This is a genomic window from Mycolicibacterium neoaurum ATCC 25795 (assembly GCF_000691525.1).
Classification (GTDB): Bacteria; Actinomycetota; Actinomycetes; order Mycobacteriales; family Mycobacteriaceae; genus Mycobacterium; species Mycobacterium neoaurum.
Map to the genome: position 1 here is coordinate 80,469 of NZ_JMDW01000017.1, position 23,020 is coordinate 103,488.

Here is a 23,020-nt window from a genome sequence, read left to right on the forward strand (position 1 = left end):
GTGGACCCGCGACCTGCCGCCGACGGTTCGCCGACGGTCCAGGCCGTGGCCGCTGCGCTACTCGGCGACGTCTCCGCGTTGGCCGATGACATGCTCGAACATCTCGCGCACCACATTCCCGAGATCACGGCCGATCCGGAGCTGCGCGGGCTGACTCTCGGGTCGTGCTCGTCGAACCTCGAGGCGGTGCTCTCGATGGTCCGGCACGGTATCGATGCGACCGCGGCCGAGGCGCCGGTGACCGCACTCGAGCACGCCCGCGCGATGGCATCGCGGGGCCACAGCCTCGATGTGATGCTGCGCTTCTATCGCCTTGGTCATCAATACTTCACCGGTAGGTTCGCCGAAGCGCTCACCGCCCAGGTGCCCGATCCCGCCGAATCGTTGCGGCTGTTCCTCGAGGTCGAGAAGTTCGGTTTCCAGTACATCGATCGCATCTCGACCTCGGTGTCCTCGGAGTATGTCGCCGAACTCGACCGGCGACAGAGCCGGGACCGGGCCGAGCGCAGCGACGTGGTGCGCGCCCTGCTGGCCGACGAGCGGGTCGATCTGCGTAACGCCGAAACCGTACTGGGGCATCGACTCACCGGCGGCCAGCTCGGATTTGTCTGCTGGACCGCGGACAACGGCGTCGATCTGCCCGCGGTGGCCCAACGCTTCGCGAAAGCCCTCGGTACCGACCACCCGTTGGTCATCCCGGCCGGTGCACGCTGCCTGTGGGGTTGGGTCGCCGCCTCCCTCGATAGCTCGACGGACCTGCCGCCACCGCCCTCATCGGTCGACCTCGACGTCCATATCGCCGTGGGTGCGGTCCATCCAGGTCCAGCCGGTTTCCGGACCTCCCACCGACAGGCCATGCGCGCACGTCGGGTCGCCGAGCTCGGTGGGTGGACCGCACGGGTCACCTACTTCAGCGATATCGCCCTGGTGGATTTGATGACCCAGGACCTCGACGGTGCTCGCGAGTTCGTCCACGACGAACTCGGCGATCTGGCTCATGACGACGCCAAGACCGAGGCAGAGCGCAGCGCGCTGCTGGCTTTCCTGACCGCCCAGGGCAGTCTCAAAGCCGCGGCGGAGACGCTCGGCGTACATCGCAATACGGTGCTACAACGAGTGCGCCGTGCGGAGGAGCGGATCGGCGGGCCGGTGGCTGCGCGACGCGCCCAGGTGTATGCCGCCCTGCACATCTGTGACGTGCTCGGCGCATCGGCACTGCGGCCGACATAACCGATTGGCCACGCTTCGCCGGTCCATCGATGTGCGGCCAGCACATGCGCAGGTGCGGCGGGGTCATTGTCCCGCGGGCATCCGCAGACCTACTTTCGAGACACTCACTCGTCGCGGAAGAGGACCTACGCCGTGTCCATCACCATCCAACAGCCCGCCCCGCACTCCGGTGCGCCCGCCACCACGCCGGAACCCGTGCCCGACCCCGGCGAGCAGATCCCCGCGCTGTCCTGGCCGACGGTCGCCATCTTTGTGGCCGCCATCGGCGTATTCGGCATCTCGACCTGGGCAGCTCTGACATCTCGGCTACCCGCACTCGTGACCGTCACACTGAGCGCCGCCGCGATCTTCGTCCTGTTCACCGTGCTGCACGACGCATCGCACTACTCGATAAGCCGCCACCGCTGGGTCAATGTGGCCTTCGGCCGCGTGGCGATGCTGTTCGTCTCGCCACTGATCTCGTTCAAGTCGTTCGCCTTCATCCACATCGAACACCACCTCAACACCAACGACGGCGACAACGATCCCGACCATTTCGTCAGCGCGGCCCCACGCTGGCAACTCCCGCTGCGTTTCCCGTTGATGGACGTGCCGTATCTGCGATTTCTGTTGCGCAACATGGACACCCGGCCACGCTCGGAGATTCTCGAAACGGCCGCCCTGATGACGTTGTCGGTCGCCGCGGTCGCGATCGCCGGATTCTCCGGGCATCTATGGCTACTCGCACTGATCTATCTCATCCCCGAGCGTGTCGCGATGTTCGTGCTGGCCTGGTGGTTCGACTGGCTACCCCACCACGATCTGACCGACACCCACCGGCAGAACCGTTATCGGGCGACCCGCAACCGGGTCGGTGCCGAGTGGATTCTGACACCCCTGCTGCTGTCGCAGAACTACCACCTGGTCCACCATCTACATCCGTCGATCCCGTTCCACCGCTACGTCGCGGCGTGGCGACGCAACGAGGCGGCCTATCTGGAGCACAACCCGGCGCTACTCACGGCCTTCGGGCAGCAACTCGATGCCGAGCAGTACCAGACCTGGAAAGAATTGAACGGCAGTCTTTCTCGGTTGATCCCGGTGCATGCCCCACGCAAGTCCGGAGCGACCCACACCCTGGTCGTACGCAACGTCGAACCGCTGACGCCCGACAGCGTCCGGATCAGCTTCGATGTTCCCGTCGACCTACGCGAACAATTCCGTTTCCGCGCAGGCCAACATCTCACCGTCCATCACCGACTGGACGGGCAGGACATTCGGCGCACGTACTCGATATGCACCTCCCCCGATTCCGGCGAACTCGCCATCGCGGTCCGGCGGATCGCCGACGGAATGTTCTCGACGTTCGCCACCGAACACCTGCGCGCCGGCGCCACACTCGAAATGGGATCTCCCACAGGGGATTTCTGTCCGCCGGCGGACCCGGACATCCGAGGCGAGTATGTGGCCATCGCGGCGGGCAGTGGGATCACCCCGGTGCTGTCCGCCGTGACGGGCATCTTGGAGGTCGAACCCGAGAGTCGTTGCACGCTCATCTATGGGAACCGGACCACGGAATCGACGATGTTCCGTGCCGAACTCATGGACCTGCAGTCCCGCTTCGGCGACCGGCTTCGCGTGCGGCACGTGCGATCCGCCGACCCGGCGGACGGGGCGCTGCCGGGTCGCATCGACTATCCGATGGTGTGCAGTGTCATCGGCAGCGGTGTGCACGCGGTGGACCGCTGGTTGCTCTGCGGACCACAGGAGTTGGTGACACACCTGCGCGACAACCTGACAGACGCCGGAGTACCGGATGATCGGATCCATCTCGAACTTTTCCGTGCTGTGGCCGCGCCGAGCAGACCATCAGATTCGATCGCCGCGGAACTGACCATCGGGCTGCGCGGCAGCACCCGGACGGTCTCGCTCAATGCCGGTGAGACGCTTCTGGAGGCTGCCCTGCGCAATCGGATCCCCGCTCCGTATGCCTGCATGGGCGGTGCGTGCGGGAGCTGTGCGGCATCGCTCACCTCCGGCACCGTCACCATGGATCAGAACTTCGCACTCAACACCGAGCAGGTACGTGCCGGTCGCATCCTCGCCTGTCAGTCCCGCCCCACCAGCTCCACGGTGGGGGTCGACTTCGACACGTGATCGGCGCCCCGGCGTGCGATGCTTTTGCTGCGGCAACATCGCGCCGCTCGGGCACCGGCGTCAATATTTGCGAGAACCCGGTGGAGTGCGCCGAAAGCCCGGCCTGACCTCATTCCTGTGCACTACTGTGAGTTTCCTGTGTAACAGCGCTTGTGAGGACACCAGCCATGGGACGACCCACCCGTAACCCACTGAAACGCCTGGCCATCGCCGCGGCGAGCACCGGTGTGACCCTGTCCCTGGTCAGTGGGATCGGTGGTCCGGCGACCGCGTTCACGGCGCGGGCCGCGAGCTACGCCGTGCAGCCCATCGCTGCCATCGCGGAGTTGCCCAGTTCCATCGGCATCGCCGAGGGTTACGACTTCTACGCCATGGACGAGGCGCAGATCGATCGGACGCTGGACGCGATGGAGAGCCTGGGCGTCAAGAGCATCCGACTCGGTGTCTTCTGGGCTGCCATCGAACCCGAAGAGGGCGTCTACGACTGGGACAAACTCGACATGTTGGTCGCCAAGGCCACCGAACGCGATATGGGCATTCTGGGCACCGTCCTGTACACACCGGCGTGGGCCTCGGCCGAGCCGGAATCGCCCGCATTGGTCGGCCACCCCGATCCGGAGAAGTTCGGCGACTTCGTCGGCGTTCTCGCGCAGAAATACGCGGGACGTATCTCGACCTACGAGATCTGGAACGAGCCGACCGCGAGGATCTTCTTCGATCCGGTCGATCCCGCGGCCTATACCGAGCTCCTCAAGGCGGGCTACCAATCCATCAAGGCCGCCGACCCGTCGGCGATCGTGGTCGCCGGTTCGGTAGTACCCGGACCGACCTACCCGGACGGGGCTGCCATGAGTCCCGTCGAATTCCTGCAGGGCATGTACGACGCGGGGGCGCATGGCTACTTCGACGCCATCTCCTATCACCCCTACCTGTACTCGCTGCCGTTCTCCAACGGCGCCACCCAGATCGACCAGTTCGACTACCCCATCGAACAACTCGGCGAGATGCGCGCGCTGATGGTCCAGAACGGCGACGGCAATCTGAAGGTGTGGATCACCGAGTACGGCCAGCCGACGAACGTGAGCTACCAGAACTCCCAGCTGACCGAACAACAGCAGGCCGCGTTCATCGAAGATCTGCTGCGCACGTGGCAGAACGTCCAGGGTGCCGGCCCGGTATTCATCTATCAGACCCGTGACACCCAACCCGACAGCACCGTCCCGGAGGACAACCTCGGGCTGTGGACCTACACGTGGGACCGCAAGCTGGCAGCCGATGTCCTCAAGAACCTCATCGCCGAGTTCAACCCACCGACCGGTCCGGTGATCAACCCGCTGCAGGCCTTCATCGAGCAGATCGTGCGGGCGGTCGGTCAGGCACTTGCCTTCATCCCTAACCTGATCACCCAGGTCGTCCAGGCGGTCGTCGGCTTCGTGGGGTCGATCCTGGGCGTCAATCGCCCCGCAGCCGCGAGCACGACGGTCACCACCGACGCACCGCCGAACCCCGACATGGTGGCGCCGAACACGGAATCGGCGCGCATGCTGGGCCGGCAGGTGAGCAGCGACGGCGATGACGACACTGACGGCGACTCGATCACGACCCACGCCACACCGGACGACATCGCGGAGACCACCGAAACCGCCCCGCCCGCACAGCCTTCCGGTCCCGTGGTCGATGTCGACCTGACCGCGGGTGAGAGTGAGGACGGACAGATCGTCGAGTCGACCGACGAGGTGGACATCCGTCGGGAGCTCACGACTCCGGAGGAGCCGTCGATCGCCGGTGAGCCCGCAGAGGTCAACACCGGAGTCGTCACCAGCACTTCGGATGGCCCGAAAGAAGATCCGGTCGACCGGACAGTTGGTGAGGACGCCGGCGATTCGGGTGACGGCACCGCCGACTGAATCGGCCCGGGGTCAGGGGGCGATCAGGATGCCGTCATCGGAGGCGGTCTTCAGCAGCTCCTGGATCGTCAGCTCGCCGTAGCCGATGTGCACGGTTCCCTGGCGCGTGCCCAACCATGGGACCACGCCGGGATCGGGATCGACGTCAAGGTGATAGGCCTGCACACCCATCAGGTGGTACTGGAAGAAGTTGGCGAAGAAGTCGATCGCGAAAATGACGCTGCCGACCAGGCCGGTGCCCCACATGGCCGCGGAGTTCACGATCGGGTTCATCGCCGCCCGGTCACCGATCATCACGATCGGGCCGTAGTGCGGTTTGAGGCCGCCGCCGGCCACGAACGGCGGGAGGAACGGTTGCAGCCCAGGCAGATCGGTCGACATGAACGCCACCGGACTGCCGTACTGAGCGATGTTGACGAAGTTCGACGTGGCACCGTTGCCGTCGACCCTCGTGTTCATTCCGGGGGCCTCGAAACCGATACCGGACAGGCCGGTCTGCTGCGCGACGAACTGCGCCTCCCACCCGCCCAGTGAGTGCCCGGTGACGAACACGTCGTCGGGGGCATATCCCTGCAGGGCAGCTTCCTCTTGGACCCTGCGTGCGAAGTCCAACGCATCGTAGAAGGCCCAGGGCGTCGTATCGGTGAGGACGACCTGTAGATCGGCGACAATCTGGGCGATCGTGATGAGCGGGTTGAACAATAGATTGGTGCCACCGGTGGTGCCCTGATAGGCGATGATGACCTGGCCCTGCGGTGTCACCCACGCCTTGCCGGACATCCCGGAGAAGATGTTGGTCGACTGCAGTTGAAAACCGTCGACGGTCAACGGGACCAGGCCACCGGGTGTGGTACCCAGGCCGTACGCGGCCGTCGACGCATTGAGGAACTGCGCGACCGTCGGCGTCGGGCGGTCGGTGGGGCCGGTGTAGACCATGGTGGGAAGCGCAGGCTGTACCGACGGAGTCTGATGCAGACCCGCCCACCGCTCCAACTCCCGGAATGCGGCAAACAACAGATCGTTGATCGGCGCGATGTGGAACGGACTGCGCGGCCCGGTCGCGGCCACGGTGAAATCGAGGAACTGCAGGATCGCATTGACGATGCGGCCGGGCAGTTCGATCAGCGCCGCGATCGGCGACAGCGGTTGTGGCGGGGCAGGTGTGGTGACCTCGACCAGAGCCGCCGCCGGCGTGACGGTCCCGAGTGCGGGTTGCGACAGCGGAGCGTTGAGTAGGCCGACGGATCCGATGGCCTCGGCACGAGTCGATGTCGGGGCGGGCCGGTCTTCGAACCGTCCGTCGCGATCGCGCTCGGTCGGTGAGCCGGACGATGCCAGGGGTTGCGGCGTCGATTCGGTCAGGGATGGTTGCGGATCGCGGGTGGCCTCGGGCTGCTGGTCCGAGCCGGGTTCGGGTTGAGTCGGTTCCCCGGATTCATCATCATCGGGGGTGATACCGGGCGGGATGACCTCCCCGGTGCCCGGTGTCGGGACGTCAACCTCGGGAGTCGGTGAGGGTATGGCGGTGCTGCCGTCGTCCGGCTCGACTGTTTCCGGTTGATGGTCATTGAGTTCGGCCGATTCGTTGTCATCGGGTTCCCGGTCATCGGGCAGACCCGACCGAACCGGTTCGAGCCCCTTCTCACTCCCGTGATCCGCGGGCCTTTTGGTCTCCTCGCTTGTCGTGTCAGGCCGGTTCGACGTCGTGTCGGCGGGAGCGGAGTTCGATCCGGTCCCGCCGGTCGACTCGGATCCCTCCGCCCAGGCCACACCGTGTATCGGTGCGACGACGAGGCCCGCGCTGAGAGTGACCGCGGCTACGCCATACCGCCACGGCCGGCGCGTCCTCGGCGCGCCCATCCGCTCGACAGCCTCCATCGACGACCCCCCTGCGCTCCAGCCCGACGCTGACAACATGCGATGTCATGGGACAGTAGCCACAAAGCGCACGCTGGACGTCGTTTTGGCAAAGCCGCTGGGTCGGCCCAGGAGCGTCTCGGACGGTCAGGGCAGGGCGCGATCCAGATTGATCGCCGCGCTGATGAGCGCCAGATGGGTGAATGCCTGCGGGAAGTTGCCGACCTGGTCGCCGGTCGCGCTCACCTGCTCGGCGTACAACCCGACATGATTGGCATAGGTGAACATCTTCTCCAGCGCCAACTGGGCATCTGCCAGCCGTCCGGCCCGGGTGAGCGCTTCCACGTACCAGAACGAGCAGATCGAGAAGGTGCCTTCCTCGCCGTCCAACCCATCGGTGCCCGGCTCGTAGCGAAAGACCAAACTGTCCGTCACGAGATGCTTCTCGATCGCGGCGAGCGTGGACAGGAACCGCGGATCCGCGGGCGACAAGAACTTGACCATCGGCATCAGCAACAACCCGGCATCCAGATCATCACCGCCCTCGACCCGGGTGAACGACTGCAGATCGGAATTCCACGATTTCGTCATGATACGGTCGTAGATATCGTCGCGCGCCTTGGACCAGGCCACCAGATCACCGGGAAGTCCCCGCGCCCGGGCGATCCGGATCGCTCTCTCGATTGCGACCCAGCACATCAGCCGTGAGGTCGTATAGGCCTGCGGTTCGTCGCGGATCTCCCACATCCCCGCGTCGGTGCGATCCCAGTTCTCGGCAACCCAGTCGACGATCGCGATCACGTCATGCCAGGCATCGTGGCTGATACCCGGACCGTGCTTGTTGAACAGATACACCGAGTCGATGATCTCGCCGTAGATGTCGAGCTGCAGCTGGCGTGCCGCGGCATTGCCGACCCGTACCGGTTTGGAATGACGGTGTCCGCTCAAATGGTCGAGCTCGTGCTCCTCGGGCAGGTTGCCGTCGATATCGTAGAGTACCCGCAGCGGACCCAGCCGGCGGTCGTCATCCCCGTCGCGCTGACCCATCCGTTCGGACAGCCAGCGGATGAAATCGCTTGCCTCGTTGACGTATCCGAGCCGGAGTAACGCGTACAGACTGAACCCGGCGTCCCGGATCCATACGTACCGGTAGTCCCAATTGCGGCTGCCCCCGACAGGTGCGGGCAGGCTCATGGTGGGGGCAGCCACGATCGCGCCGGTGGGTTCGTGGGTCAGCAGCTTCAGTGTGATGGCCGAGCGGTGCACCATCTCCCGCCAGCGGCCGGTGTAGCTGGAGGTGGAGATCCAGTCGCGCCAGAACGCGATGGTGGCGTCGAAGAGGGCGTCGGTCCGGCTCATCGTGTCGGCGGTGACATCGTCGCCGTCCTGCAGCATCTCCAGCACGAACAGTGCGGTCTGCCCCGAGGCAAGTTCGAAGTCGGCTGTCACGACGCTGTTTTCGGGACCATCCTCGATATCGAGATCGGTGGAGGCGATCAGGCCGAGCCGCACCCCGTCGCCGGTGATCAACACACCGTCTCCGGTGTATTCGGCCGTGCAGGACTGGCGCGCGTAGTCCGGGCGGGCGTCCAGGCGCATCTGCAGGCGCATGGTGCCGCGGACGCCGCTGATCCGGCGCACCAGCCGTTGGCGATGATCTTCTTCGTCGGAAGCGAGCACCGGCATGAAGTCGTGGACTTCGACCACACCGTCCTCGGTGAGGAAACGTGTGATCAGCACGGCGGTGTCCGGATAGTAGAACTGCTGGGTACGCGTGACGTCGGCACACGGGGTGAGTTGCCAGCTGCCGCCCTTGTCCTGATCGAGAATGGCGGCGAACACGCTGGCAGAGTCGAAACGCGGTGCACAGAACCAGTCGATGGTGCCGTCGGCGCCGACCAGCGCGCAGGTCCGCAGGTCACCGATCAATCCGTGCTGGGAGATCGCGAGGGACTCAGTCATCCGGCAGGTGCCAATCGGTCAGTGCCGTTGCTGCGGCAGGTCCCCACGAGCCGGCGGGATAGGACCGGACTTCCGGCGGGTTGTCCAGTACCGGCTGGCATATCTGCCAGAGTCGGTCGACCTCGTCGGCGCGGGTGAACAGCATCTGGTCGCCACGCATCACGTCGAACAGCAACCGCTCGTATGCCTCCATGGGCGCCTCTGCGCCCTCGGACTCGCCCATACCGAAGCCTGCGTGGACCGCCATCACGTCCAACCCGGGTCCCGGCCTTTTGGCGGCAAGGTGCAGACCGATGGTGGGTTCGTCGGTCAGTTCGAGCACCACACGATTGCGTTGGGCTCCGAACAGATCGGTCGATGCGGCGAAGGTCAGCGTGACGGTACGCCGGTTGTCGCCCATGGCCTTTCCGGTGCGCAGGTAGAACGGGACGTCACGCCATCGCTCGGTGTCGACGAATACCTCTGCAGCGACGAATGTTTCAACATCCGAGTCGTCTGCCACGCCATCCTCGTCGAGGTAGCCGTCATACTGTCCGAAGACCACCCGCTGTGGGTCCATCGGGCGCATGGCTTCGAAGACAGCGGCCTTCGCGTCGCGCAGGCCCTTCTCGTCGAGGCGCGCGGGCGGCTCCATGGCGATCATTCCGAGTAGCTGACACAGATGCGTGGTGACCATATCGCGGAAGCATCCTGTCGACTCGTAGAAGCCGCCGCGTCCCTCGATGGTGAGCGTCTCGGGTACATCGATCTGTATGGACTCCAGATTTCCTGCGTGCCAGGCTGGTTCGAGAAATCCGTTGGCGAAGCGCAGTGCCAGGATGTTCTGCACCGCCTCCTTGCCCAGGAAGTGATCGACCCGGTAGATCTGCGTCTCGTCGAAGATTCTCTTCAGCGCGGCATCGAGTTCGCGCGAAGACTGCAGGTCGGTCCCGAAGGGCTTCTCCACCACGACGCGGGCATCCTCGGCCATCCCTTCGCGACCGAACATGTCGATCATCGGTTCCATGGCTTCCGGCGGCACCGACAGATAGATCAGTACGCGGGCATCGGGGCCGACATCTTCCCGGCTGTGACGCACCGCAGCCGCCAGATCAGCACCGTCGTCGGCATCCGAGACCACGAAGCTCAACCGCCCGAGCAGGTCCGTCAGAACGTTGTCGTCGATATCGTCGCTCGCGTCACGCAAGGCGGTCGCGACCGTGTCGCGGAAGTCCTCGGGTGCATGGCGACCCGACCCGATGATCGCGTAGTCGTCGGGCAACCGGCCCGACGCCGCCAGCTGATAGAACCCGGGGAACAGCATTCTGGCGGCCAGGTCGCCGGTAGCGCCGAACACCACGAAGACGTGTGGGCTCAGATCTCGGCGGGGCACCCTGGTCTATTGCCCACCAAGGGGTGCCCGCTAAACACCGTTGCGTACCGGCCTCCACAACAGGGCGCCCAGGATCAGCCCGACGAACGGCACCGCGGCCAGGATCGTGCTGAGGGTGACACTGCCTCCGGTGACGAGCGTGAAGTTGGACAACACCAGCCACAGACTGCCAAGCAGACCGAGTACGGCCAGCACCGGCGCGAGTCGCGTCTGCCACAGCTTGCCACCGCCGAGCTCGCGGTGCCGCAGGAAGAACACCAGCACCGCCACCGAGGTGGTCAGCATCAGCAGCACCATTCCGACCGTGGCCACACCGGCCATGGACCCGAAAACCCCGACCAGCGGGTCGATTCCGAGAACGGCCAGCACCGCCACGATCACTGCCGCGGTCACGGTCTGGACCACCGAGGAGAAGGCGGGCGACTCATGGGCGCCGTGCACCGTGCCCAGCCGAGCCGGCATCAGGCCCTTGCGCGACAGGACGAACTGATAGCGGGCGATCACATTATGGAATGACAGCACGCAGGCGAAGAGGCTGGTCAGTAGGAGGATGTTGACGATATCGCGGCCGATGCGGCCGAGTGCACCATCGGTGGTGTCCAGCAGCATGTTGGCCTCACCGTCCAGGGTCTGCTGTGCGGTGGCCGCCACCTGATCCGGCCCGATCGCTACGACGAAGGCCCACACCGTCAGGGTGTAGAAGGCACCGATCAGGATCACCGCGGCGTAGGTGGCACGGGGAATGGTGCGCTCGGGATCACGTGCCTCATCGCGGAATACCGCCGTGGCCTCGAATCCGATGAACCCGGTGAGCGCGAACAGGATTGCGATACCGATGACGCCCTGGGTGAAAACCTCGGGTGTGAACGAGGCGAAGGTGATACCGGCCGGACCCGGATCGGCGACGATGGCCAGGTCCAGGATTACGACGATACCGATCTCCAAAGCCAGTGCCACGCCGAGCACTTTGGCGCTCAGCTCGATGTGCCGGTAGCCCAGCACGGCCACAATTGCCAGGATCACGAAGGAGTACACCGGCCAAGGGATCGTCGGTCCGTTGTAGAACGCGACGGTATCGCCGATGGCCCAACCGATGTAGCCGTAGATGCCCACCTGGATGGCGGTGTAGGCGATCAGTGCGACCACGGCGATGCCCTTGCCCATCCGCTCACCGAGACCGACTGTCACATAGGAGAAGAACGCACCGGCTTCGGGTACGTGTGGGGTCATGGTCACGAAGCCGACGCTGAAGACCAACAGCACCAGGGAGGCGATCAGGAAGCCGACCGGCGCACCGGCACCGTTGCCCAGTCCCATCGCCAAGGGCATGTTGCCGCCGATCACGGTCAATGGTGCTGCTGCCGCGACGACCATGAAGACGATGCCGACGGGCCCGAGACGTCCGGACAGCCGCTGGGCTTGGGTGTTCTGGGCAGTGGTCATGAGTTCTCCCGCAGGGCTGAGGTGAGCTGATCGTGGTCGATGGCATGCACGGTGTAGCCCCGGTATCCGGTCACCGTCTCGGCAGCCACCATGGCGTTGACGATGGCCTCCTCGGTGGCCTCGACGGTGAGGTCGAATAGCAGGTCCATCAGCTGGGGGCCGACCATCCGCAAAGGAATCTCGCGGGCCACCTCCGGTGCGCCCTCGACGGCACCGTAGGGCGGGATACCGCGATTGCCCGTCGAGAACGCGAGCATCAGGTCGCCGCTGTACTGTTCGCCGGTGCCGCCCAGTCGGCCGACCGCGAGTGCCGCGCGCTGCGCGAGGCGCTGGCACTGATGCGGCAACAACGGTGCGTCGGTGGCCACGATGACGATGATCGATCCCGATCCGGGCGCGTAGCCAGGGGGAATGGCCGGCAGCGGCACATCGGGCTGGGTGATCGGTACGCCGTTGATCCGAAGACGTTCACGCCGACCGTGATTGGCCTGCACCAGCACCCCGACGGTGTAGCCCTGGACACGTGATGCCGTGCCGGTGCCACCCTTGAACTGGTGGCAGATCATGCCCGTGCCGCCGCCGGTGTTGCCCTCGGCGACCGGCCCATCGGATGCGGATTCCAGTGCCGCCCGCACATGCTCGGGCCGGACATGAAATCCGTTGATGTCGTTGAGGAATCCGTCGTAGGTCTCCCCGACAACCGGAAGCGACCAGTACGCCCCGTCGCCGCGGACGCGGACCTGCTCAGCCACCAGTGCGTCGCGGACCACCCCGACGCTGTGGGTGTTGGTCAGTCCGATCGCGGTGGTCAGTTCCCCGGATTCGCGGATCCACTCCAGTCCGGTCAGCTCGCCGCTGCCGTTGAGGACGTGCGAACCGGCGAACACCGGCTCGGTCCAGATGTCGTCGTGTGGAACGACGACGGTGACGCCGGTGTTGATCCCGTCGTCCTGCAGGGTGGTCTGGCCGACCCGCACCCCCGGGACGTCGGTGATCGCGTTGTGCGCTCCGGTGGGGTGTCCCCCGATGATCACGCCGAGATCTCTGGCACGCATTCTTCCCGCCTCGTTCACGAGTTATTTTCCATATTGGAAAAGAACTATGCGCCCGTCGTGTGCGCTGCGCAACAGGAACGGCAAAATAGGTTCCGAACTACTTTCGAGGGAGCAGCGCGTCGATGGCACGACCCAACCGCCAGCAGGAGCGGCGTACCGAGATCCTGGACGCGGCGATCGCCGTCATCGAGCGCCACGACCTGGCCTCCCTGCGACTGGCCGATGTGGCCGCTGAGCTGGGCCTGACCACGAACGCCCTGCGCTACTACTTCAAAGACATGCCGGAGCTGTTGTCCGAACTCGCCCTGCGCTCCGACGTCCGTTTCTATGAACAACGGTTGGAGATCGGAACCCGCACCGACGATCCGCGCACCCAACTGGCACTCACCATCGCCGCCGGCTTGCCAACCGGCCCCGAGGACGCCGAGTGGCGCGCCATCTGGCGGGCGGTACTTGCCGCGGGGTTCGAGCTGGACCAACGCGGCGATGTCCAGGCGATCTACCACCGGCAGGTGGGGCTCTATGCCGACCTGCTGACCGCCGGCGCGCAGTCCGGGGCGTTCGTGTTGAGCTCCCCTGCTCGCGATATCGGCATGACGCTGATGGCGATGGAGGACTACTTCGGTTACCGGATCGTGGCGCGCGATCCCCAATTGGACCGACCGGTGGCACTGCGGCTCATGCGCGACTACTCCCGGTTGGCCACCGGTACGGAGCTACCCGACACGGTGTGACGGGAATTCACCGGCGCTTCTGCGGTCAGTGACGGCGCAGCGCGGAGGATGTCGACATGAGGTTCTTACAGACGGCGGCAAGCATCGTCGGGACCGCGGCGCTGCTGGGTGCGTGCCTTGCGCTGGTGCTGCACTTCTGGCCCGGCGCCGACCGGGTGACCGTTGCAGCCGCCGCGCTCTCGCCGATGCTCTGGCTGGCCTGCACCGTGACCGCGGTGGTGTGCCTTCTATACGTTCGCGCCCTGTGGCGCCTGGCGCTCGTCGCAGCGCTGGCCATGGCCGGGGTCTGGATGCAGGCGCCGCTGTGGCACGGCGAGCCCGCACCCGCGGGGCCCGCCCTCACGGTGCTGACAGCGAACATCCAGGTCGGGGCGGGCGACACCGAGGCACTCGCGCAGCTGGTGCGCGACAACCATGTCGACGTCCTCGCGGTTCTCGAGGTCACCGACGACGCGGCACAACGGATTTCCGCGTCGACGATCGCCATCGACCTGCCGCACGCATTGGTGCGACCGGCGGCAGCGGCCAACGGCACCGCGATCTACAGCCGCCACCCGCTCAAGAACACCGGCGTCGTGCCCGGCTTCGTCATGACGGCGCTGACCGCCGTCGCCACCGTCCCCGGCCGGGGCGACGTGCAACTGTTCGCGCTGCACCCCATGCCACCGTTGGACGTTGGCACCTGGGACTCCGAGTTGGGCCGCATCAGAGCTGTTCTGCAGGGCGTGCCCGAGGGGAGGCCCGTCGTCGCGCTCGGTGATTACAACGCCACCTACGACCATGTGCGTTTCCGCAACCTGCTCACCGGTGGCTACCGCGACGCTGGGCAACTCGCGGGGGCCGGGTGGCTACCCACGTACCCGACGGACAAGACCTATCCGCCGGTGGTCGGCATCGACCACATCCTGCTGCGCGGCCTCGGCGCCGCGGAGGTTACCGCACACGACGTCCCCCGCGCCGATCACCTGGCGCTGCTCGCCCGCGTGGGCTGACGCGCCGGACGGCGACTGTCCAAGTGCGGCAGCGCCATTGACCACCGCGACCATGCCAAGAGCGACGATGAGGAACGAAGCGATGACGCCGATGGCGCGAGTAGCGCTCAGGCTCAACGCCCCGCCGAAGGCCGAGCCCACCCAGGCCAGAAGGAGCTGCCAGGCAAGCGACGCACCGCCGACCGCGACCACGAAGATCACCGGCGCGATCCACAAGCCATCGGAATGGGTGACAGCACCGGAGAGCGCGATGAAGTACACCAAAGTGATCGGGTTGATCGCCGTGAGCCCGACGAACCGGCCGAACGCCGCCGACGCCGACGATCGTTCGACCTCGGCTGCCGCTCGCGGCGGCTGTCTCATGCCCTGCCACAGCTGCCGCACGCCGATGGCGACGATCAGTACCCCCGATGTGAGCAGGAAGACGCCACGGTGATCATCGACCGCCCGCGCGAAGGTCGCGCCGGTGAGCGCCGCGATGATGCAGTAGACCAGATCCACCGTCGCCACACCCGCGGCCCCGGCGGCCGCGGTGCGGAACCCGTTGACCAGTCCCTCACGCAGCAAAAGCGCCGCGACCGCGCCCAACGGCATCGCCACGCCGAGTCCAGCCACCACTCCGGCGACGGCCGGGGTCACGACGTCGTTGATCACCCGTCCAGTGTGTGCAACCCCCGTGGCGACACTGACAATATTTCTGCAAGACGGTTAATATCCCAGTTGTGGACGGTCTAGACGAGCAAATTCTCGGGATCCTGCGAGAGAATGCGCGTTGCTCGTTCAGTGAGCTCGGCCGTCTGATCGGACTCAGCACGAACGCTGCGGCGGCCCGAGTCCGACGGCTGGAAACCGAGGGAGTCATCCTCGGCTACACCATCCTCGCCGGCCAGAACGTGCCCGGCCCTCGCGGTGGCCTGGAAGTATTCATCGATGTCCGCCTCGACGCAGAGACCGACAACGACACGTTCAACACACGCATCGCGCAGGTTCGCCAGGTCGTCGACGCCATCCACATGACCGGCCCCTACGACTACCTGCTGCGGGCATACGTTCCGGATACCGGCGCGCTGGACTTGCTGCTACGTCGGCTCAAGAAGGAGTGCGGAGCAGAGCAGACACAGACGCGGGTGGCACTGCGTTCCCGCTGATCGTTCTTGCCGAGAACCGGGCAGCTGCAGCGCCGCTACACCTCATGCGCACATCCCGTTCCGCCTCGTGCAGCAGGTCTTCTGATTCCTCGGCTGAAAGCAGTTTGACCGCATGCGGAATCAAGAAGTTCGCGTGCTGCTTCTCGCTGTATCGGGCCGATGACAAGCAGGAGCGACCCGCTTGCCCTACCGCTGACACTCTGCCTACTGTGACGGCCAGCACACCTCGCGGAAGTCCGCGACCGAGGAGGACAGCGTGACCGTCGAGAAGAAGATCACTTACTGCCGCATCTGCGAACCGCTGTGTGGACTGATCGCCACCGTCGAGGACGGCCGTCTGCTCTCACTCAGGCCCGACAAAGACCACCCGCTCTCGCAGGGACGCGCCTGCCCCAAGGGGATAGCGTTCAGCGACGTCCAGAACGATCCCGACCGGGTACTGCACCCCCTTCGGCGCCGGCCCGACGGTAGCTTCGCGACCGTCAGATGGGATGAGGCACTCGAGGACATCGCCACTCGCTTGAACAGGGTGCTTGCCGAGCACGGCGGCGACGCCGTCGGCGAATACCTGGGAAATCCTTCGGCATTCGGGTATGCGGCCAGCCTGTGGTCGGGACTGTTCATGAAGCGGATCGGGGCAGGCCATCTGTACTCGGCGGGATCACAGGACATCAACAGCCGCTACGTCGCCAGCAAACTGCTCTACGGTGCCGCCACCCAGATTCCGTTCCCCGACCTGCCGCGCACCGACTTCCTGTTCATGCTGGGCGCCAATCCGCTTGTCTCCCACGGCAGCGCATTACGTGCACCGCGCGTCAAGGACGACCTCGCCGGCATCGTCAAGCGCGGCGGCCGCGTCATCGTCGTCGATCCTCGCCGCACCGAGACGGCGGCCGCCTACGAACATGTCGCGGTCCGACCGGATTCGGATGCCTGGTTGATGCTCTCGCTGCTGCACGTGGCGTTCGCCGAAAACCTCCAGGACAGTGCGGCGCTCGCGAGGAGTACCGTCGGCGCGGAAGCCCTGCGCGCGCTGTGCGCGGACTTCCCACCCGAGGCCACCGAAATCCGCACCGGTATCGCAGCGGGGACGGTCCGCGCACTGGCCCGCGACTTCGCCACCGCCCGCACCGCGGTGGCGTACGGACGAACCGGCGCGTGCCTTGGCCATCACGGCACACTCGTCAGTTTTCTGATCGACGCGCTGAATACCTCAACGGGCAATCTGGATCGCCCCGGCGGTGCCCTGATGTCACATCAAGTGATCCCGGTCGAGCAGTTCGGGGAGAAGTCCGGCGCGTTCAGCTACAACACCAAGACGTCGCGCATCGGCGGGTTCCCGGATGTCTTCGGCTCGTTCCCGGCTGCGCTGATGGCCGATGAGATCACCACCGGCGGAAAGGGACAACTGCGAGCCCTTTTCGTGCTCGCAGGCAATCCCGTGCTGTCGGTGCCCAACAGCGCCGCCTTAGAGTCCGCGCTCGGGGAATTGGATCTGCTGGTGTCCCTAGATCTGTATGTCAACGAGACCAACCGGCACGCCGACTACATCCTGCCCGCCACCACGTTTCTGGAGCGCGACGACCTGCCGATGGCGTACGCGGCCTGCTGTCCGACGGTATTTTTACAGGCCGCCGAACCGGTAGTGCCCGCCTACGGGCAGGCGCGCCCCGAATGGGAGGTCTTCGAGGATCTGGCCGAACGAATGGGGCTGTCGCTCTTCGCCACCGGTGCCCTCGCTCCACTGAATCCGGTCCTGCGGTGGATGCGACGACGCGGTGTGCGCATCACCCCGCAACGCATGATGCACGCGCTGCTGCGCATCGGCCCCTACGGTGACCGGTTCGGACTGCGGCGCGGCGGACTCAACCCAGCTCGGCTGCGCGAGCAACCGCACGGCGTCGTCTTGGCCGAGCACGCGCCGCACGGCGTGCTGGCCGATGTGGTCACCCACCACGGCGGCAAGGTCGATCTGGCACCTCCCGAGATCATCTCCGAGGTGGCTCGACTGGGGAAGGTGCCCGGCACGACGGTGGACTTCCCGTTGTCGGCCATCGGGATCCGCGAACTGCGTTCCCAGAACAGTTGGATGCACAACAGCCCGATCCTCATGAAAGGCAACCGCACCCAACGCGCTCGGGTCAATCCGTCCGATGCGGCGGCAGCCGGTCTTGACGACGGCGGTCGGGTACGCGTCGTCTCGGCGACCGGCGCCATCGAACTGGACGTGTCGGTCACCGATGAGGTCGGACCTGGCACCATCGCCATCCCACAGGGGTGGGGACATAGGGGCGGCGGCTGGCGGCTGGCGAATGCCCATCCCGGTGTGAACGTCAACGAGCTGACCTCGAACCGTCCCGAGGATCTGGAGGCGTTGGCGGGCATGTCAGTGCTCAACGGTGTGGCGGTACGACTGGAGCCGGTCCGGCAATCCGCGGACAACCAGGGGCACTATTCGGCGTCGCGCCCCTGACGACTGCCACGATAGGCGCGGCGACGCAACGCCGTCAGCCACTCGGGAAGCAGTGTCACGCCGTTCGCGTGATTGAGAGTGGGATCAAAAGCGATGTCCTCGGGCCAGGCATCGTCCAGGTCGCGATCGAATTCCAGTACCGCCAGCGGACCGAATTTCCCCGAGCCCTCGGCCTGTTCGATGCTGACCACCAGCGGTTGCTCAGGCAGTCGGCGGCGGATCTCTGCGACATCCAGGCCGGAAAAATCGGTCGGCGACACCAGTTCGGCACGCAGCCAATAGATCTTGTCCCGATATCCAAAGGGCATCAGCGTCGAGAAGGCCGCCGTCGACCACGATGTCGCCGGCGTCAGCACCACCCTGGCCACCGATGACACCATCAGCACATCCCATGGCTGCCCGTCCGACTGCGACCGGAAGGCCAAACCCGCGAAATCCGGGAATCCGGCCGGTGTCCCGATACCTTTGGACATCCGCCCGATCACCTCACCATCGCCGATGGGCAGACCTTTCCCGGGTTCGGCGGTCCTGGTGATCCGTCCCTGGACCAACGCACCGCTGGGATGAAACAACCGGGCGTCTCGCAACGCGGCACCCGCGCGGAACGGCGCGGTCGTCAGCTCTGAAGCCTTCATTTCGCCGGGGTGCCCATCGTCGACCGCACCAAACATGACTCGTCGCCGGTGAGCTGCGGGTAGCCGGCAGCGTCCATGGTGATGAGACCTCGCGCCTCGAACTGGTCCAACCAACCGCCCATCGGCAGCCAGCCCCAGCGCCGCCGGAAGATTCGGGCATTGCGGACGATATCGCGCACATGTTCCACCGGCGGGTCGCTGACGTGATGGTGCTGATGGAATGCCTCGGCGCCCCCGACCCACCGTAACGGCACGTCGAGCGCGGCAGCGGTCTGGGCGAAATCGGTGTCTTCGCCGCCGTAGCCGCAGTATTCCTCGCAGAATCCGCCGGTGGCGTGCCAGGTGGGTGCGGTGACGGCAAAGGACAGCGACCAGAACAACCGGTGATCGCTGCCTGGTAGCACGGTGTCCGGTTGCGGTGCGGGCCGCGCAGGATGCGGGTCGGCCAATCGGTCCAGACCGGTCGCCGGGTAGCCGGCCGGCCCCGGGGGTGGAAGATAGGCGACCGGACCGCACAGCAGCGCGTCGCGGTGTGACGGTGTTCCGCCGACGTCACGGTAGCGCTGCACCATCGTGGTGGCGGGTATGCAGTCGACATCGAGGAAGATGAGCAGTTGTGCACCATTGGCCAAAGCCACTGTTGCACCCGCATTTCGGGCCTGTGCCAGCGGAAGTCCGTCCATTCCGACGGCACACTCGACCACGGCGGTCGGGAGCGCCGCGTCCACGAGCCGGGAGTGCACGTCGGGATCATCCATCGCGACCACGACCTGCAGATCGGGCCGTACCGAACCGGCCACCAACCCGGCTCGTTGGCGTTGCAGGTGCGCGCCGCGCCCGTGGACGGTGGTGATGACCGCGGTTCTCATCGCGACACCGCGCCCCGGCATGCCCGCGCCGTCTCCTCGATCGCAGCGGCCGCGCGATCGGCTGCCCCCCGCACGCGCCAGCGGTGCCACTGCTCGCCGCCGGTCGTCTGCGCGCGCCGGATCAGCTCGACCCAACCGTCGGGCTCCGGCCACTCGTACGCTATGGTCGCCAGTCCGTGTCTATCCAATACCGTTGCGGTCGTGTGCTGTTCATCAAAGGGGCGCCGTTGGGGGATCACGATCGCCGGACGCCCGGCCGCCGCCGTATCGGCGATGCTGTTCTGCCCGGCATGGGTGATGATGACATCCGCCCCGGCCAGGTGCGGCCACGGGTCGGATATCCACTCCCCGTGCTGCCCGCCCAGCCACGTCCAGTCGGCGGATTCGGCTCCCATGGTCTGCGCTGAGTCGGCGCCGCCGGCGCCCGAAAGCACCACGACGTTTCCGGTAGCGGTGTGGCCTGGGGCCCGGCGACCGTCGAATCGGCTGATACCGCCGACATAGACCGTCTTGTGGTCGTGGGGCCGAAGCCAGTCGGGAATTCGGAGCTCCCGAGGCCACGCGGCGATGATGCGGTCAGCGAGGGTGTGTACCAGAACATGTGGGGCGTCGGTGCGGTTACCGGGTAACGCGATCACCACCACCGGGATACCCAGCAGACGCGCGAAGGTCGCCACCTCCACCGAGACGTCGACCACCAGGGCTTCCGGACAGGCATCGCGTACCCAATCGGCGATGGCATTCATCCTGGCGGTGTAGCCGGTGTCGAAGTGCGGCGACCAATGCAACGCACCATGCGCGGTGGGCTCGTGCACCGTGTCGGCCGCGTCGTCACGCGGAAGCGCGATCACATTCGTGAACGGGTTGTCCCGCGGCACCTCTCGGCTGGTGAGCACCGTGACCGGTCGCGTCATCCGCTCGGTGATGCTCATCGCCCGCGCCAGGTGTCCGTAGCCGTGATGGTGCACGTAGTAGCCGATCATCGTCCGCATCTCCCGCCGTGGTGAGCATGTATGTGTACAGCGACAGGTAGGTCCGCACCATCGCATCTTCCGAGCAGCGCCGCACGGCATGTGAGCGCACCTGTTCACGCGGCAGTTCGACCGCCTCCGGGATGGCCGATGCCATCGCGGTGACATCCCCGGGCGGCACCAGTCGGCCGGCTCGCGGCTCGAGCATTTCACCGATACCGCCGCGGTCGAACGCGACGACCGGTGTGCCACAGGACATCGACTCGGCCACCACCAGTCCGTAGGGTTCATCCCACATCGGCGTCACGAGCACCGCGGCAGCGGCCCCGACCAGTGCCACGAGCTCGGCGTGGGCCAGATGCCCGACGTACCGGATCCGGCCGTCGAGCTCGGGCTCGACGACACGTTCATAGTAGGCCGGGTCCGAGATCGGGCCGGCGATCAGCAATGGCAGCGCGGCCTTCCGCGCTGCCGCGATCGCGAGATGGGTTCCCTTTTCAGGAGTGATCCTGCCGAACCAGACAAGCTCGTGCCCTCCGGATCCCAGTCGCCACGCTGTGGTGTCCACCCCGTTCGGGACGACGCGGATGTCCTCGGAGACGTGTCGCCATGCGGTTGCGGTGTGCCGACTCACCGCGGCGATGCGGGTTCCGTCGCCCCTGCCCGCGGCCAGTGCAGATTCCAGCCACGGGGTGGGTGGCGTGTGCACGGTGGTCAACATCGGGATGGACAGCATCGGTGCCATCGCCACTGGAAGGTGATGCAGGCTGTGGTTGTGCACGATGTCGTAGTGCGCGGAATCGCCGTGGGCGAGATCAAGCATGAGTGCGAGGTAGGCATGGTGATCGGCCATGAACGCCGCCGCCGGCATGGACACGTCGGCCTGAGCGGCCGTGGAGAGGGCTATTTCGTGCACCCGCAGCGATTCACAGGCCAGGCCGGTGTCGGAACCCATGCCTGCGAAAAGCGATACGTGATGGCCGCGCTGCACCAGAGCACGCGCCAGATGCCACACGTGGGTCTCCAGTCCACCGGCAAACGGCTGCCGAATGGGGTGGCGATTCGACGCGATCAATGCGATACGGCGCGGTGCTGTCACGCCAGAACCTCCTGATACACCCGCGCATGCGCCTCCGCGATGTCGACGCGTTCACGGCGGCGCTCGGCCCACGTGACCCGACGGCGACCGGGATAGCTCACCCAGTCCCGATAGGAGCGTGTCATCGCCTGGTGCAGTGAGTCGGCATCGAACAGATCATCGGAGAAGTCGAAGACCTGGCAGGCACGCTGTTGTCCGTAGAAGCCACAGCTGGGGGCCACCACCTGTGTTCCCAGGTCGTGACACGCTTCCAACCAACCCGAGTGGGTACCGAAACGGTAAGGCAGCACCGATACGTCGAGAGATTCCAGATAGTCCCACAACTCGGCGTCGCTGTAATAGGGATGCACCACCACCCGCACGTGGCCATATCGGCGGTACTCCAACAGCGCCCGCCCGGCCTCGGGTGCATACCAGTAGCTGTCGGGATCGAAGATCTCGTCGTGCGCGTTGATCTGAACGACCCCGCCGGGTAGCTCGGCGACCGTCTCCACCAGAGTGTCCAGAATCGCGAGGGGATCCATGTTGGCGCGCAGGCTCTTCACGTGAATACCGACCCTGAATTCCGGGTGCTGCGATCGCGGTCGCTGGATACGATTGCTGGACAACACATGTGGGTGAGGGAGAACCTGCGCGGGTCGACCCCATCTGCGCTCGACCGTGTCGGCGGCACCGGGAGTCAGGGTGAGCAGCCAATCTGCTGCCGTCGCCAGAACGTCCTGTTGCTCGCGATGCGGGGACAGCCCGCTGTGATGGGGGTTGCGCAGATCGTGCACCGTATACACCAGCGGTTTGCGGTGTTTACGCAGCTGTTCGACGACGTCGGCCAGTTCGCGAGCGGGGATCGTATCGAAGCCGAAGTGCACGTGAAACAGGTCGAACCGGTCGTGGTTGGCTTCGATCCAACCGGGTTGCAGCATCACCGGCGGCCACCACCCACCTGGAATCTTGCGCCGATCATCGGGTATCGGATCAGTCAGGCGCGCAACGGTATCCAAGCCCCCTGGCTGAGAAAGATGGCGCACGTACACGTGCGACGCGGGCACGGACGCGACTTTGATCATCACACTCCTTACACATCGGTTACCGGGCAGGCCACTGCGGCCACCGTCCCGAATTTCTTGAGGAGGGCGGCTG

General features: G+C 65.8%; 17 protein-coding genes and 1 pseudogene. 7 read left to right on the forward strand and 11 right to left on the reverse strand.

Features of this window, described 5'->3' with window-relative positions:
- The 3 genes from IC40_RS0122890 (at nucleotide 1) to IC40_RS26970 (ending at nucleotide 5,273) form a co-directional block, all read left to right on the forward strand.
- A complete protein-coding gene (locus IC40_RS0122890) occupies nucleotides 1-1,230 on the forward strand; it encodes a PucR family transcriptional regulator (protein WP_030136999.1) in 1,230 nt (409 codons plus the stop codon).
- Between the two features lie 132 nt (nucleotides 1,231-1,362).
- The gene (locus tag IC40_RS0122895) at nucleotides 1,363-3,366 is read left to right on the forward strand and encodes a fatty acid desaturase (RefSeq protein ID WP_030137000.1); all 2,004 of its coding nucleotides are present in this window, start codon (nucleotides 1,363-1,365) and stop codon (nucleotides 3,364-3,366) included.
- Between the two features lie 167 nt (nucleotides 3,367-3,533).
- Nucleotides 3,534-5,273 (forward strand): beta-galactosidase, encoded by a 1,740-nt coding sequence (locus IC40_RS26970; protein ID WP_051644420.1) that lies wholly within the window; start codon nucleotides 3,534-3,536, stop codon nucleotides 5,271-5,273.
- A 12-nt stretch (nucleotides 5,274-5,285) separates the two neighbouring features.
- Here the strand turns inward: IC40_RS26970 and IC40_RS0122905 are convergent, their stop codons facing one another.
- From IC40_RS0122905 to IC40_RS0122925, 5 genes are all read right to left on the reverse strand, one after another.
- Nucleotides 5,286-7,151 carry a hypothetical protein gene (locus IC40_RS0122905; RefSeq protein ID WP_036470652.1) on the reverse strand — a complete coding sequence of 622 codons (1,866 nt, stop codon included), beginning with the start codon at nucleotides 7,149-7,151 and terminating at the stop codon, nucleotides 5,286-5,288.
- 126 nt (nucleotides 7,152-7,277) lie between these two features.
- Nucleotides 7,278-9,092: a glycoside hydrolase family 15 protein gene (locus tag IC40_RS0122910; RefSeq protein WP_030137003.1), complete on the reverse strand. Its 1,815-nt coding sequence runs from the start codon at nucleotides 9,090-9,092 to the stop codon at nucleotides 7,278-7,280.
- Nucleotides 9,085-10,464, reverse strand: a complete 1,380-nt coding sequence (gene zwf / locus IC40_RS0122915; RefSeq protein ID WP_030137004.1) for a glucose-6-phosphate dehydrogenase — start codon at nucleotides 10,462-10,464, stop codon at nucleotides 9,085-9,087. Before zwf ends, IC40_RS0122910 begins: the two co-directional genes overlap by 8 nt.
- A 30-nt stretch (nucleotides 10,465-10,494) precedes the next feature.
- Nucleotides 10,495-11,907 carry an APC family permease gene (locus IC40_RS0122920; protein WP_030137005.1) on the reverse strand — a complete coding sequence of 471 codons (1,413 nt, stop codon included), beginning with the start codon at nucleotides 11,905-11,907 and terminating at the stop codon, nucleotides 10,495-10,497.
- Entirely contained in the window at nucleotides 11,904-12,962 is a 1,059-nt protein-coding gene (locus IC40_RS0122925; protein WP_030137006.1) for a DmpA family aminopeptidase, read from the reverse strand. The genes IC40_RS0122920 and IC40_RS0122925 overlap by 4 nt, the downstream gene beginning before the upstream one ends.
- Nucleotides 12,963-13,084: 122 nt before the next feature.
- Here IC40_RS0122925 and IC40_RS0122930 point away from each other — a divergent pair, with 122 nt between their 5' ends.
- Both IC40_RS0122930 and IC40_RS0122935 read left to right on the forward strand, forming a co-directional pair.
- Nucleotides 13,085-13,696 carry a TetR/AcrR family transcriptional regulator gene (locus tag IC40_RS0122930; RefSeq protein ID WP_030137007.1) on the forward strand — a complete coding sequence of 204 codons (612 nt, stop codon included), beginning with the start codon at nucleotides 13,085-13,087 and terminating at the stop codon, nucleotides 13,694-13,696.
- 56 nt (nucleotides 13,697-13,752) lie between these two features.
- Nucleotides 13,753-14,688, forward strand: coding sequence for an endonuclease/exonuclease/phosphatase family protein (locus tag IC40_RS0122935; RefSeq protein WP_030137008.1), 936 nt, complete (start codon nucleotides 13,753-13,755; stop codon nucleotides 14,686-14,688).
- 48 nt (nucleotides 14,689-14,736) lie between these two features.
- Here IC40_RS0122935 and IC40_RS28370 read toward each other — a convergent pair.
- Nucleotides 14,737-15,282: pseudogene (locus tag IC40_RS28370) on the reverse strand (LysE family transporter); the annotation flags it as partial.
- Nucleotides 15,283-15,410: 128 nt separating this feature from the next.
- Between IC40_RS28370 and IC40_RS0122945 the strand changes: the two are divergent.
- Nucleotides 15,411-15,836, forward strand: coding sequence for an Lrp/AsnC family transcriptional regulator (locus tag IC40_RS0122945; protein WP_030137010.1), 426 nt, complete (start codon nucleotides 15,411-15,413; stop codon nucleotides 15,834-15,836).
- Between the two features lie 256 nt (nucleotides 15,837-16,092).
- On the forward strand, nucleotides 16,093-18,309 hold the full coding sequence (locus tag IC40_RS0122950) for a molybdopterin-dependent oxidoreductase (protein ID WP_036470656.1): 2,217 nt from the start codon (nucleotides 16,093-16,095) through the stop codon (nucleotides 18,307-18,309).
- Here IC40_RS0122950 and IC40_RS0122955 read toward each other — a convergent pair.
- The 5 genes from IC40_RS0122955 to IC40_RS0122975 are packed head-to-tail and all read right to left on the reverse strand — an operon-like array spanning nucleotide 18,288 to nucleotide 22,947.
- Nucleotides 18,288-18,944 (reverse strand): hypothetical protein, encoded by a 657-nt coding sequence (locus IC40_RS0122955; protein WP_030137012.1) that lies wholly within the window; start codon nucleotides 18,942-18,944, stop codon nucleotides 18,288-18,290. The genes IC40_RS0122950 and IC40_RS0122955 overlap by 22 nt on opposite strands.
- Complete coding sequence (locus IC40_RS0122960) at nucleotides 18,941-19,813, reverse strand: glycosyltransferase family 2 protein (RefSeq protein ID WP_042509664.1); 873 nt, start codon at nucleotides 19,811-19,813, stop codon at nucleotides 18,941-18,943. Before IC40_RS0122960 ends, IC40_RS0122955 begins: the two co-directional genes overlap by 4 nt.
- Nucleotides 19,810-20,745, reverse strand: a complete 936-nt coding sequence (locus IC40_RS0122965) for a glycosyltransferase (RefSeq protein WP_234411540.1) — start codon at nucleotides 20,743-20,745, stop codon at nucleotides 19,810-19,812. Before IC40_RS0122965 ends, IC40_RS0122960 begins: the two co-directional genes overlap by 4 nt.
- On the reverse strand, nucleotides 20,645-21,883 hold the full coding sequence (locus IC40_RS0122970) for a glycosyltransferase (protein ID WP_030137015.1): 1,239 nt from the start codon (nucleotides 21,881-21,883) through the stop codon (nucleotides 20,645-20,647). The genes IC40_RS0122965 and IC40_RS0122970 overlap by 101 nt, the downstream gene beginning before the upstream one ends.
- On the reverse strand, nucleotides 21,880-22,947 hold the full coding sequence (locus IC40_RS0122975) for a glycosyltransferase family protein (protein WP_030137016.1): 1,068 nt from the start codon (nucleotides 22,945-22,947) through the stop codon (nucleotides 21,880-21,882). Before IC40_RS0122975 ends, IC40_RS0122970 begins: the two co-directional genes overlap by 4 nt.
- Between the last annotated feature and the right edge of the window lie 73 nt (nucleotides 22,948-23,020).

Bases quoted from the DNA above. Each gene is read 5' to 3' on its own strand.
- IC40_RS0122965 (WP_234411540.1), bottom strand. From the start codon at position 20,745: ATGAGCATCACCGAGCGGATGACGCGACCGGTCACGGTGCTCACCAGC.
- IC40_RS0122960 (WP_042509664.1), bottom strand. From the start codon at position 19,813: ATGAGAACCGCGGTCATCACCACCGTCCACGGGCGCGGCGCGCACCTG.
- IC40_RS0122975 (WP_030137016.1), bottom strand. From the start codon at position 22,947: ATGATCAAAGTCGCGTCCGTGCCCGCGTCGCACGTGTACGTGCGCCAT.
- IC40_RS0122920 (WP_030137005.1), bottom strand. From the start codon at position 11,907: ATGACCACTGCCCAGAACACCCAAGCCCAGCGGCTGTCCGGACGTCTC.
- IC40_RS0122930 (WP_030137007.1), top strand. From the start codon at position 13,085: ATGGCACGACCCAACCGCCAGCAGGAGCGGCGTACCGAGATCCTGGAC.
- IC40_RS0122935 (WP_030137008.1), top strand. From the start codon at position 13,753: ATGAGGTTCTTACAGACGGCGGCAAGCATCGTCGGGACCGCGGCGCTG.
- IC40_RS0122955 (WP_030137012.1), bottom strand. From the start codon at position 18,944: ATGAAGGCTTCAGAGCTGACGACCGCGCCGTTCCGCGCGGGTGCCGCG.
- IC40_RS0122910 (WP_030137003.1), bottom strand. From the start codon at position 9,092: ATGACTGAGTCCCTCGCGATCTCCCAGCACGGATTGATCGGTGACCTG.
- IC40_RS26970 (WP_051644420.1), top strand. From the start codon at position 3,534: ATGGGACGACCCACCCGTAACCCACTGAAACGCCTGGCCATCGCCGCG.
- IC40_RS0122925 (WP_030137006.1), bottom strand. From the start codon at position 12,962: ATGCGTGCCAGAGATCTCGGCGTGATCATCGGGGGACACCCCACCGGA.
- IC40_RS0122905 (WP_036470652.1), bottom strand. From the start codon at position 7,151: ATGGAGGCTGTCGAGCGGATGGGCGCGCCGAGGACGCGCCGGCCGTGG.